A 12,307-nucleotide genomic window follows, 5' to 3' on the forward strand; every position below is an offset into this window, starting at 1 on the left:
CGGTCCTTGAGATTTACCTATTCGGGAGCAAGCGACCGACTCAGTACATAAACTTTCTTATCTTCTCTCAATAAATTTGTTTGAAATTGACGCTTCCGTTCACTCAGCACTACTTCAATTTTTGCACGAAAGTAATTCGACTTTACCCCAAGTAAACTTTGAACTGAGCTTCGTGTATCAGCGTTAATTTGACTAAAAGGCGCTAGCTTCCAGAACTCATCCAGATTAGCAAAATGCTCTATATTCTGCTGTTTAGTCTCCAAAGCTACCTGCACAGCTTTTACATCTAAATGTTCATCCAAACTCGCCAATACAATGGCAGGTGCAGTATTAATATTCAACTTGGTATCTTTAACTGAAATAGCACTGACGTATGGTGCAATTTTTAGGTATTTCTCACCTTCAAACCCTCGGACCATTTTTAGCTCATCAATCGCATGAAATTTTGTATTTGCTGGCAAATAGGCATTATTGAGCCCTCGATAATAGCCGTCTTCGGCCCCCATTGGTCCTATATTTTCATTATCAGCATCTTGCCAGTCAATTACAGCTTCACTTAATTCTGCTGTTAAACCCACATTCAGCAGTAGTCGTTCAAACCATTGCTTTGCCGCGACATTCACTTGCCCCGAATCATCGATAAGACTATTCAGATTAAATTTGCCAGATTCATCGTAAAGCTGCCCTGTCACATAGCCATCTTCAACAGGGAATGCAGGCATAGGTTTTGCCCAATTTTCTTGTAAGAAATCGACATCACCTGCATTTTCAGCATCTTCAATCAACAATTCCGAAAAAAAAGTTTCCGCACTTTTTGCATACCACAATGATTGATTCTGTCTCATCAAATAAGCTGTATTATCCGCTGTAAACTTCTGACGTTGACCGATAGTTGCAGCCAAAATAGTTGCTAAAGCCACCATCACCAATATCGTGATTAATGCGATTCCCTTTTGCTTATTCATTTGACATCCCATTGTGTGCAGTCACCCAAAATATACTGCACTTTAACTTTTTTGCTTCTGCTCTAAATAATCTGTATTCAGCAAACTAAATATCCACTCATACGCAACACCATTGACTGTTAGATTTATTTTTATTCCTTTTGGCAATCTCTTTTTTTGCATCAAATCGTCTTGCTGTTGCTCATATTCAGGCCATGAGGAGAGTTGATTCGGATTCAACACGCTTACCTGAAACTGTTCAACATTTTCAAGTAATACACTTGATTCTGGCTGCATTTGTGCTGCTGCATTCAAACCACGCGTACGCAATCGGTTTAAGCGCTGCGTATCTGCTTGATATTGATATTGAATGCGTTCCTCGGCTGGAATGCCCTGCAATAGCGGATCAGTGACACCAATTTTACTAAAAACAAAACGATCATTTTGCAGAACCAAAGCAGGTTCAATTTCACCATTTACATTTGAGGCCAGCGGTGCGATTTGAATACTGTCTTTCAAAATTTGCTGGTAAGCTTGTTGTAAATTCGCCAACTTCTGCTCATGTTGAGCATTACGCTCTTTTACTTTTATTAAATAATCAAAAACTTTCCAACCCAAAGCAGATAAAACTGCAAAAATTGCGATAGCAACCAACAGTTCGACCAAAGTAAAACCCGCGCGTTTTTGCATGATTATGTTCTATTATTAAAAAAGACCAGATGGGTAACTCCCGCTTCGGCCTTACCTGTTTCCGTGTTAAACAAACGCACTTGTATTTCTACGCGTTGCACATTTGGACTAATCGTGGACTGTGCACTTTTCTCTATCTGCCAATGCTCACCTTGTTGGGATAACTGTTCAGACTGAATACCATCCAACCATTCACCTTTGATTTGCATTTCAGCGATTTCATTCTGCGCAACAAATTGAGCTTTGGTTCGTAAAATCGCTTGTGCTGTCGCTTGTGTATATTGCATTGCGACTTTGGTCAATGCCATTGCCGCAGTTGCGAAAATTGCCAAAGCCACCATGACTTCTAATAGTGTAAACCCTTTAGATTTCATTAATTTTACCTAAATGGTCAATTTCAATTTCAGGTCCAATTGGCTGTTGTGAATAATAAAATTGTATTCTTACTGGTTTGACTTCACCATTACCCAACCAAATTAACTGGGGTGCTTTAGCATCCAACAAAGTTGAGTTCTGTGCTTTATCATATTGATAATCTGTCGATTGTATTTGAAAACTTACATTCTCTGGCAAAGGTTGTATTTTAAAAACTGAATATTCTGTCCAAGAGGACTGATTCGCGACCGTATTCATTTCAGTTTTTGCAGGATGATATTCAACAACCATATATCGAAAAGGATTTACATCTGTTGCAGGCTGTGCATTTAAAGCCAAAACAAGCGATTGATCATTCGACTCACGAGCAATACGCTGTACATTCATCATGAAAATTTCACGCGCTTGCATCGCTTTGCGCTGATCAATCCCGCCAAAATTCATCATGATTAATGAAGTAACAATAGCGACCACCACAATGACCACCATCACCTCAATCAGTGTAAAACCTCGACTCGAAGCGCGTTGATGGTATTTCATGATTTGAACGTCTACGAACTGACTTGTTTGGGTAATGCAAGGGCTTGGTCAATATACGCCACGCGTAAAGTATCACGAGAGCCAAGATAGCGTTGATAGAAGCTAGAATTCAAAATTGCAGCAGCACCATAGGTTAAAGACCAAATTGATGCCAGATAATCACGTACAGACATCAAACTCTGAATAGAACCCAAATAGGTTTCTGTCATATTAATAATGAGTCGCAAACGATGACGTCGTACTTTGTACAACTCACTAAATAAATGTTGAATGCCTTGACCTGTAATAGAAAGGCGTTCTTCTATTTGATGAAAAAGCACTGTCCGTTCAGGATGATGAAGATGATGGAGCATAAAAAATGCGAGATGTTCAGGAAAGGCTTTTTCCGAGTCCATAATCATCTCTAGTAACATACGCTCATTACGAATAATGAGCAGCATATACAGTTCATCTTTACTTTGAAAATGCTTGTAGAGTGTGCCTTTTGCTAAATCCAGCTCAGCAGCCAAAGCATCGAGAGTCATGCCTGATTCGCCATTTTCAAGCAATAATTGCTCAGCTACTTGGAAAATTAAAGTTTCTCTTGCTCGAAACTGAGCTTGACGATCCATCTTCACTCTACACTCTCTTCAATTCTTATATTCAGTCTAAAGCCACACAATCTATTACTTTAATTGCAGCAAGTTTTCAAAATTTTGTGTGGTAATCAATGCCATTTCTTCCAGCGACTTATCATATACATCAGCCAAGGCTTTGGCTACATATGGCACATATTTTGGTTCATTTGTTTTACCACGATATGGCACTGGCGCAAGATATGGGCTATCCGTTTCAATCAACACGCGATCTAAAGGAACTTGCTTGGCAACATCTCTTAAATCTTGCGCATTTTTAAAAGAAACAATGCCTGAGAAAGAAACATAATAGCCACAATCTAAAACAGCTTTCGCTGTGGCCCAATCTTCTGTAAAACAATGCAAAATCCCATGCGTCGACTTTTCTGCACGAATAATATCTACTGTGTCATGCTTAGCCGAGCGAGTATGCACAACGACAGGCTTTTTCACAATTTTTGAGGCTTGGATATGCCGAGCAAAACACTCTTTTTGTTCTTGAATAAAGTCTGTACTGTGAAAATAATCCAATCCAGTTTCACCCAATGCCCAGACCTTGTCTGCTCGGGCTAGCTCCACCAAATAGTCAGTTGTTGCACGCGCCATCGTACCTGCATCTTCACAAGGATGCACACCCACGGTATAGCCCACATCGGCATGGCGTGCGGCAATTTCAGCTAAAGCAATATGGTCATCTAGATCGACCGAGATACTCATAAATTTGGTAACGCCAGCCTCTCGCGCTTGCGCCAAAGCCAGATCTAAATTTCCATCATATGGCGTCAGATCAAGCATAGTTAAATGACAATGAGTATCTACAAACACAATTTTTTCCTATTTTTCAACCATATTACATGGTGTAACTATAACGACCTTCAACTTTAAAACCTGCGAGAATTTTTTCAGCTTCGGCTTTAAAGAAAACACCTTTTTCACCCGATAATTGCATACCAAAACCTTGAGGTTTGATGCCGTTTTGTTTCTGCGAAATCCAAATCACTTTACCTGTTAGAGGTATTTTTTGAGATTGTTCTGGCAATGTCGTGAGTACAAAAACCTCATCCCCTAATTTTACAGCTTGTTTTGAAGGAATAAATAAACCGCCGCCTACGACATAAGGCATATAGGATTGGTACAATGTTTCCTTATCTGGAATGTTTGCCTGAATGATACCGCCCATACGTGGTTGCATTGTTTTCCCCTTTAAACATTCATTAGTTTTATACACAGTTGATCGAGTACTAAATTTGTTTGTACGTTTTGCTCAATAAACTGCTTGGACTGTTGCAAATCTGAATATAAATTGAAAAGCATTTCTAAAGAATATTGCTCAGAAAGCTGTACCAACTCCAAATCTATATTTTTAATTGGTTGATTTAGCTTGACACAAATCAGGTCAGCCAACAAGTACTCAAACATGCGACTAAAATCATCAAATGGCAAGGCTTTCTGCCATTTGGTCGCGATTGCCATTGGCATATTTTTATCATGAAGTAATTTTTGCCAATCATTTAAAAAATCTTGACGTAAATTCAACCATTGACTTTGTGCCAACTCTAAAGCTTGTAATGGCATATCGTTCGACAGATTCAACAACAGCGTCAATTGCTCTTGTGAAAGTTCAGAAGCAAGATGTTCTGCCAAGTACGTCCGTGTTTGCTCTGTGCTAATTCGATCAAGTGCAAAATGCTGTAATCGACTGCGTATCGTGGCAGGTAATTTTAAATAATGTTCCGCCATAAGAATAATGAGAACACGATCACCTGGCTCTTCTAATGTTTTCAAAAGTGCATTAGCAGAAGCCGTATTTAACGCTTCTGCTGGATCAATCACAATCACCCGCCAACCATCTACAGTTTGTTGTACAAATGGCAATAATTCTCGGATTTTTTCAATCTTGATTTTTGCGTTTTGCTTTTTATTCTCTTCATCCGTTGAAATATAAACATAATTTGGATGTGTATCCGATTTCAACCACTGACAACTGCCACACTCCCCACAAGGGGCATTACGCAAATGACGTTGTTGGCACAAAATCCACGCCAAAAAATATTGGGTAAATGCTTCTTTACCACAGCCTTTTTTGCCATAAAACAATAAGCCATGTCCTAACTGTGGGAAACGTCCTGTTAAGGTATCCCACACATGTTGTTGCCACGGAAACACTTGCGGTTGAATATCGGTTTGCATCATCAATCTATCTTATTCAAAATGTGCAACATCCATGCTGTTTAAGCGATCCAAATCCGCTTGGGTATCTACACCTGGCGGTAAATTCGCTTCTGCAACTGCAATTGCAATACGATGTCCATTTTCCAATACACGTAGTTGCTCAAGACTTTCTAGTTTTTCTAAAACACCCATGTCCCAAGTCACATATTCTTGTAGCAAGCTGACACGATAAGCGTACAAGCCTAAATGGCGAAATGCCTGATCATGCAATACTGGATTGACAAGTTTCGCGCCATCACGATCATAAGGAATCGTTGCACGACTGAAATAGAGTGCCTGATTAAACTTAGACTTGACCACCTTCACGATGCTATCACGCTGGAATTCATCTAGACTATGTATTGGCTCACACAAAGTGGACATCGAACAATCTGGTTGCGCAACCAAAAGCTCTGCCACCTGCTTGACCAATGTCGCAGGCAATAATGGCTCATCACCCTGTACATTGACAATAATATCGCCTTTATCCCAGCCTTTTAAACGTGCCACTTCACTTAAACGGTCTGTGCCGGACGGGTGGTCTGCACTGGTCAGTACAACATCCACACCTTCCGCGCGACATACCTCTGCAATACGCGCATCGTCTGTCGCCACACATAAATCATCAAAACCTTGCACTTTTTTGGCTTGATCAACCACACGTAAAATCATGGGACGACCATGAATTTCCAATAATGGTTTACCAGGAAGTCTTGAACTGGCAAAACGCGCAGGAATGACGATATGTTTCATAATTCACTCTTATTCAATTGAAATGCCTAAATCAGCCAATTGCTGATTGAGCACACGATAACATGCACTAGACAGTACAGCTTCAACAGGCACTACCCAAATTTCACGTTTAAAATCTGGATGTTGTTTTAAAATAGGCAGCAGTTTAACTGCATCTTTTTCCGTGGTAATAATCGGATTGCTATCTTCAAACTGTAGATCTGTTAAATCATAATCATAATGATCTGGAAATTCATGACACTGGAACTGCTGCACACCTAAGGACTCAAGGGTACGGTAAAAACGTTGTGGAAAGCCAATACCCACAACTGCATAAAAATTTTGTTTAGAGTCAAAGCTTCGAATTTCATCTGTATTCAGCAAATAAGGTTCAGCAACCTCTAAATGCATATTCAGTTCTGTTTCTGGCTGAGCGGCATGTTCAATCACAGTACCAGTATTCAAACGACTTTTCGGTTCACGCAAATAACCTTCAGGCAACAATTTTTCATTGCCCAAGCCACGATTACGATCTAATACAATCCATTCAAGCTGCCGCGCAAGCGCATGATGCTGCAAACCATCATCACTAATAATCAAGTCCAACTCATGCTTAGCCAACAGCAACTCTATGCTTTGTTGACGACTTGAACCCACCACCATCGCAGCGCCAGTAGATTGTACAATCAGGCAAGGCTCATCACCCACTTGTTCAGGTGTAGCATCAAATCCCACAAATGCAGGGAATGGCCCTTTCCCCCCATAACCACGACTGATGATACCTACACGCACATTCTTAGATTGTAAGTAATTCACTAAATGGATCAATAGCGGTGTCTTTCCACTCCCACCCACAGTAATATTACCAATAATCATGACTGGCACTGGCGCGGTATAAACGGCTTTTATACCTTTTTCATAAAGCTTTCGATTAAACCAAAACCCAAAATGATACAAGCAAGACAAAGGACGTAGCACAATTAACCACTTTGCTTGTCTATTCCAAGCATTTTGAATAAGTTGTGCTACTGACATTGCTTAGTTTTCCTCAAAATTACGTTGATGTAACTGGAAATATGCCCCACGCTTCTGAATCAATTCGGCATGTGAACCATGCTCAACAATACGGCCCTGATCCATCACTACAATGCGATCTGCATTTTCAATTGTTGATAATCGATGTGCAATAACAATCGTGGTGCGATTTTGCATCGCCGAATCAAACGCTCGCTGAATAAAGTATTCAGATTCGTTATCTAATGCGCTAGTTGCTTCATCTAAAATTAAAATCGGTGCATTTTTTAGAATCGCACGTGCAATTGCAATACGTTGACGTTGACCACCTGATAGATTCAAGCCTTGCGCACCGAGTTGTGTATCATAACCCTTGGGTAGTGCCATAATAAAATCATGTGCATAGGCCGCTTTTGCGGCAGCAATTACTTGTTCATCTGTCGCATCTTGCAATAAACCATAAGCAATATTTTCACGTACGGTACGGTTAAACAACACAACCTGCTGATTCACCATCGCAATTTGCGAACGTAAGCAATTGACTTCAATATCATCAATTGCGTATTGATCTAATAGCAATTGACCCGAACTTAACTCTTGAAAGCGCGGTAACAAATTAACTAAAGATGTTTTACCCGCTCCTGAGCGCCCAACCAATGCAACTGTTTCGCCAGTTTTGACCTGCAAGTTAAAATCATGAATGGCATGATGACCATCAGAATAAATTAAATTGACATCCTTAAACTGGATATTGCCTTGTAAGACAGGTGTTAAAGTCCCTGTATTTTTTTCTTCTGGTAAATCAATTAACTCAAAAACAGAATGCGCCGCTGCCATACCACGCTGTAATTTTTCATTTACATCGGTTAAGGCTTTAATTGGCTTACTCAGCATACCTGCCGCAGTAATATATGCGACGAACTCACCCGCAGTTGTATCCCGTAAAATTTCAGGACGCAAAGCAATCCACATGATCGTAGCCATGGCAATGGACATAATGAACTGCACGATTGGGCTGTTCAACTGCTGCACCACCACCATTTTCAATCCACGCTTTAGGTTTTCAATAGACGTCGCTTTAAAACGCTCTTGCTCAAAAGCCTGTCCACCAAAGCCTTTCACCACTACATTACCATTGACCGTTTCTTGCACCACATGGTTGACGTCACCCATCGTGTCTTGCACTTGTAATGACAATTTACGCATACGCTTTGATGCTTTACGAATCAACAAGCCAATTAATGGTGCGAAAATAAGAATAATCAGGGTTAAGCGCCAGTTGGTATAAATCAAATATCCCAACAAGCCCAAGGTTATTAAGCCTTGCTGCACAATGGTTTTTAGCGAGTCAGATGAAGCAGCGGTTAACTGCTCCACGTTATACATAATTTTGGCCGTGATATGACCACTAGTATTGTCTAAGTAGTATTGCGAAGGCAAACGTAATAACTTGGCAAATACTTCCTGACGAATATCAAAGACCAAATTTCTCGAAATAACAGCAGTAAAATAACCACCGATAAATGAGCCCACACCACGAAAGAACATTAATAGCACAACCAAAAACGGGATAAGGTTAGTAAAACTCTGATCCCGATGTTGTATGGCTGTGATAATTTTTTCTAGCAACTTAGCAATTGATACTTCGGTTGCTGCATTAATAGCAAAACCAATGACGATTAAAATCGCTACGCCCCAAAATCGCTTCAGATAGCTCAGAAGACGTAGATAGACCTTGAAATCCTGACTCACTAATAACCTCGAGATGGTACTTTGGTACTGATATTAATATTCACAAAACCGAGTTGCCCTGCAACATCCATCACACGGATGACATCTTGATGCGTAGCTTTCGCATCAGCAGCAATCACAAACATTAAATCACGTCGCTCATTAGAAATCTGTTTAATTGCAGTACTTAAATCAGCAACATCTTTACTCGACAAGGCCTGACCATTCACAGCGTAATGTCCTGATGAATCTACAATCACTTCAATTTTATGACTGTATTGCTTCGGGGGCACGCCTTGTGCATCGGGTAAAGTCAAGTTCATGCGACTGAACTGATTAAATGTGGTTGATAACAGCAAAAACACCAAGATAAACAGTAAACAATCTATCATTGGTGTCAAATTAATATGAATATCTTCAACTTGCCTACGCTTGAATTTCATCTTCCACCTTAACCTGCTTTACGTAGTTCTTGCTCTTCAGTAGCAGAATTCTGGTAGTAAATCGCCGCGTGGAATAAGGTTGATTGCTGTTCCAACTCCGCCACATATTCCTGCACCAAGCGCTGAAAATAACGATATGCAAATAAAGCCGGAATCGCGATGAGCATGCCCGCGGCTGTGGTAATTAAAGCTTTTGAAATCCCTGGAATCATCATGGTTGGGTTACTGTTGCTTCCCATATCAATCACTAAAAAGGATTCAATAATCCCCACGACTGTCCCTAATAATCCAAGTAATGGTGCAACCGCACTTAAAGTGCCCAAGAAATTAATATTTTTTTCTAAAAAACCAATTTCTTGTGATGCTGTTGCTTCCATTTGTGCACGTGCATATTGCTCTGTTTGCTTTTGACTGTTTAAACCAGAGACTAAAATGCGTCCAAGGCTACTCAACTGCAAGCTTTTGCTATTTTGTAATTGTTGCACGACCTGATGTACATCTTGTCCTCCATTCAACAGTAGCTCTTTTGGTAATACCATAGAACGCTTTAAACGAATAAAACGCTCAATGGTAATCGCCACTGTAAAAATGGAACATAAAACCAGTGGTATCATTAACCATCCACCAGCTTTCACTAATTCCCACATTATTCTTCCCCAAGAATTTTTAAAATATTAATCAGCTAAACAAATATTCAAAATACCATCCAGCTCATCGAGTGAATGATAATGAATCACGAGTTTGCCTTTACCCTGCTTATTATGATCAATTTTTACATCTGCACTAAAGCGTTCAGCTAAACGCTGCGTGAGCTGTTGTAAATCTGGCGCAACGTCGGTTTTTGCCTTTTCAGTTTTTGGCGCAGTCAAATCACGTACGAGTTGCTCTGTTTGACGTACCGACAAGCTTTTAGCAATCACTAACTCTGCGACTTTTATTTGTTCTTTCGCTTTCAAAGTCAAAATTGCTCGCGCATGCCCCATGTCAAGCTGCCCTTGCTGCATCATATCTTTGACTGATTCAGCCAAAGTCAGTAAACGCAACAAATTGCTCACTGTGGTCCGTGCTTTACCCACTGTATCTGCAATTTCTTGATGACTTAAACCAAATTCATCATGGAAACGCTGTAAAGCAAGTGCTTGATCAATTGGATTTAAATCTTGACGTTGAATGTTTTCAATCAATGCCAAGGCAATTGCAACTTGATCATTTAAATCACGAACTAACGCTGGAATTTCAGTCAAACCCGCCAATTTCGCTGCGCGCCAACGACGCTCACCCGCAATAATTTCGTACGGATGCTCTTCATCAGCTATCGGACGAATCACGATGGGCTGCATCACGCCATGCTTTTTAATCGATGCAGCTAATTCTTGTAAATCATTTTCCTGAATAAATCGACGCGGTTGATATTCGCCACGTCTAAGCAAATTAACATCAATTTGTTTTAGCTGACCATGATCTAATGCTTGCACTTCAAGTTGTAGTTTTTCTTTTTGGATTGACCCAAGTAAGGCATCCAAACCACGACCTTTGGCAAGTCCGCGTTTTTTTAAGGTCATGCTTTACTTCCTTTCTTCACTTTGCTTTTCTTTAAAATCTCAGCTGCTAAATTTAAATAGGCAACTGCACCCTTGGAACTTTTTTCAAAATAAATAATCGGTAAACCGTGAGCGGGCGCTTCAGCCAAACGTACATTACGCGGAATAACACAGTCATACAGCTTTTTACCAAAATATTGCTCTAGTTCAGCCGATACATCACGGGTTAAAGCATTACGACCGTCATACATGGTACGTAATACACCCACTACTTCTAACTCAGGATTTAAAGCCTGTTGAATGCGATCAATGGTCTGGGTTAAGTCTGCTAGACCTTCTAGGGCATAATATTCACATTGCATTGGAATAATGACACCTTGAACAGCAGCTAATGCATTTACTGTAATCAAGCTTAAACTTGGCGCACAGTCCACAATAATATAATCAAAGGCATGATCAATACTTTGTAAAGCATCACGCAAAATAAACTCACGACCTTCTTGCTCGGCAATTGCAAGTTCCACGCCCGCCAAATCTCGGTTTGCCCCAAGAACTTTATAACCGACTTCCGCTTTGCTAATTGCGGTTTCAATAGGTACTTCACCCAAAAGCACATCTGTTACTGAATATAATAGGTCATTCTTTTGAATGCCTGACCCCATTGTGGCGTTACCCTGTGAATCCATATCCACAAGTAAAACTCTTTTTTTCAGCACGGCTAATGATGCTGCCAAATTAACTGCGGTTGTGGTTTTTCCTACGCCACCTTTTTGGTTCGCAATCGCAATAATTTGAGCCATGGTAACCCCAGTCCTTCGAAAATAATTAAATCTGTTTCAATAATAATAAATGGCGTTGCTCATCTAATCGAGGTACTTTTAACTCGATCACTTCACAACTGTATTCATCTTTTAACGCGATAATTTCATCTTGAGGAATCAAGCCTTTCATTGATGCAATGATGCTCTTTTCATGCATGTAGGGCTTAGATGCAGTAACGAAGTCGGTCAGTGAAGCAAATGCTCGACTGGTAATGACATCAAACTTTCCTAAATCTTGAATACTATCTTCATCTTCAACACGTGTTTGTACAGCAACCACGTTTTTTAATTTTAAGTCTGCGATAAACTGCTTTAAAAAACGAATTTTTTTACCATTCGAATCTAACAACACACAGCTACGTTCAGGCTGACATAACGCAATGATCATGCCCGGCATACCCCCCCCTGTACCAATATCGAGCAAACGACCTGCTGGTAAATCCTTTAAAATACTGAGGCTATCAAGCAAATGCTTGACCAACATTTCTTTAGGATCTCGAATTGCTGTCAAGTTATACGCCTTATTCCAAAGAACTAAAGCGTCTTGGTATTTGAGTAATAAATTTAAAGTCTCTTCACTGAGCTCTAAACCTAAAGCTTGACTACCCTGCTTTAGTTCTTGAAAAAACATGTGCATATACAATTAACGTC

At 40.1% G+C, this 12,307-nt stretch carries 16 protein-coding genes; all 16 read right to left on the reverse strand.

From position 1 onward, the window contains the following. Positions 1-17: 17 nt before the first annotated feature. From gspK to rsmG, 16 genes are read right to left on the reverse strand one after another with little or no spacing between them, the layout of a single operon-like run. The gene (gene gspK, locus M5E07_RS09650) at positions 18-965 is read right to left on the reverse strand and encodes a type II secretion system minor pseudopilin GspK (protein ID WP_252218820.1); all 948 of its coding nucleotides are present in this window, start codon (positions 963-965) and stop codon (positions 18-20) included. 42 nt (positions 966-1,007) lie between these two features. Continuing rightward, a complete protein-coding gene (gene gspJ / locus M5E07_RS09655; RefSeq protein ID WP_252218823.1) occupies positions 1,008-1,634 on the reverse strand; it encodes a type II secretion system minor pseudopilin GspJ in 627 nt (208 codons plus the stop codon). Positions 1,635-1,636: 2 nt separating this feature from the next. Further along, the gene (gene gspI, locus M5E07_RS09660; protein WP_252218826.1) at positions 1,637-2,008 is read right to left on the reverse strand and encodes a type II secretion system minor pseudopilin GspI; all 372 of its coding nucleotides are present in this window, start codon (positions 2,006-2,008) and stop codon (positions 1,637-1,639) included. Continuing rightward, the gene (locus M5E07_RS09665) at positions 1,998-2,549 is read right to left on the reverse strand and encodes a prepilin-type N-terminal cleavage/methylation domain-containing protein (RefSeq protein WP_252218829.1); all 552 of its coding nucleotides are present in this window, start codon (positions 2,547-2,549) and stop codon (positions 1,998-2,000) included. Before M5E07_RS09665 ends, gspI begins: the two co-directional genes overlap by 11 nt. An 11-nt stretch (positions 2,550-2,560) precedes the next feature. Then, a complete protein-coding gene (locus M5E07_RS09670) occupies positions 2,561-3,160 on the reverse strand; it encodes a TetR/AcrR family transcriptional regulator (RefSeq protein ID WP_116758958.1) in 600 nt (199 codons plus the stop codon). Positions 3,161-3,214: 54 nt separating this feature from the next. Then, entirely contained in the window at positions 3,215-3,988 is a 774-nt protein-coding gene (locus M5E07_RS09675; RefSeq protein ID WP_252218831.1) for a TatD family hydrolase, read from the reverse strand. Positions 3,989-4,013: 25 nt separating this feature from the next. Next, positions 4,014-4,355: a PilZ domain-containing protein gene (locus M5E07_RS09680; RefSeq protein ID WP_116758956.1), complete on the reverse strand. Its 342-nt coding sequence runs from the start codon at positions 4,353-4,355 to the stop codon at positions 4,014-4,016. A gap of 11 nt (positions 4,356-4,366) precedes the next feature. Beyond that, positions 4,367-5,353: a DNA polymerase III delta subunit-related protein gene (locus tag M5E07_RS09685; protein WP_116759014.1), complete on the reverse strand. Its 987-nt coding sequence runs from the start codon at positions 5,351-5,353 to the stop codon at positions 4,367-4,369. Between the two features lie 12 nt (positions 5,354-5,365). Beyond that, complete coding sequence (kdsB, locus tag M5E07_RS09690) at positions 5,366-6,127, reverse strand: 3-deoxy-manno-octulosonate cytidylyltransferase (protein ID WP_252218833.1); 762 nt, start codon at positions 6,125-6,127, stop codon at positions 5,366-5,368. A gap of 9 nt (positions 6,128-6,136) precedes the next feature. Next, positions 6,137-7,141 (reverse strand): tetraacyldisaccharide 4'-kinase, encoded by a 1,005-nt coding sequence (gene lpxK, locus M5E07_RS09695; RefSeq protein ID WP_252218835.1) that lies wholly within the window; start codon positions 7,139-7,141, stop codon positions 6,137-6,139. Positions 7,142-7,144: 3 nt separating this feature from the next. Next, complete coding sequence (gene msbA / locus M5E07_RS09700; RefSeq protein ID WP_116758953.1) at positions 7,145-8,872, reverse strand: lipid A export permease/ATP-binding protein MsbA; 1,728 nt, start codon at positions 8,870-8,872, stop codon at positions 7,145-7,147. Next, a complete protein-coding gene (locus M5E07_RS09705) occupies positions 8,872-9,294 on the reverse strand; it encodes an ExbD/TolR family protein (RefSeq protein WP_131265446.1) in 423 nt (140 codons plus the stop codon). Before M5E07_RS09705 ends, msbA begins: the two co-directional genes overlap by 1 nt. Positions 9,295-9,302: 8 nt before the next feature. Beyond that, positions 9,303-9,941 carry a MotA/TolQ/ExbB proton channel family protein gene (locus M5E07_RS09710; RefSeq protein ID WP_116758952.1) on the reverse strand — a complete coding sequence of 213 codons (639 nt, stop codon included), beginning with the start codon at positions 9,939-9,941 and terminating at the stop codon, positions 9,303-9,305. Positions 9,942-9,968: 27 nt separating this feature from the next. Next, positions 9,969-10,856: a ParB/RepB/Spo0J family partition protein gene (locus M5E07_RS09715; RefSeq protein ID WP_116758951.1), complete on the reverse strand. Its 888-nt coding sequence runs from the start codon at positions 10,854-10,856 to the stop codon at positions 9,969-9,971. Further along, positions 10,853-11,635 carry a ParA family protein gene (locus M5E07_RS09720; protein ID WP_116758950.1) on the reverse strand — a complete coding sequence of 261 codons (783 nt, stop codon included), beginning with the start codon at positions 11,633-11,635 and terminating at the stop codon, positions 10,853-10,855. Before M5E07_RS09720 ends, M5E07_RS09715 begins: the two co-directional genes overlap by 4 nt. A 25-nt stretch (positions 11,636-11,660) precedes the next feature. Beyond that, positions 11,661-12,293, reverse strand: a complete 633-nt coding sequence (rsmG, locus tag M5E07_RS09725; RefSeq protein ID WP_252218838.1) for a 16S rRNA (guanine(527)-N(7))-methyltransferase RsmG — start codon at positions 12,291-12,293, stop codon at positions 11,661-11,663. Positions 12,294-12,307: the final 14 nt, after the last annotated feature.

Origin of the sequence: Acinetobacter tibetensis, assembly GCF_023824315.1 — a bacterium.
GTDB classification, from domain to species: Bacteria; Pseudomonadota; Gammaproteobacteria; order Pseudomonadales; family Moraxellaceae; genus Acinetobacter; species Acinetobacter tibetensis.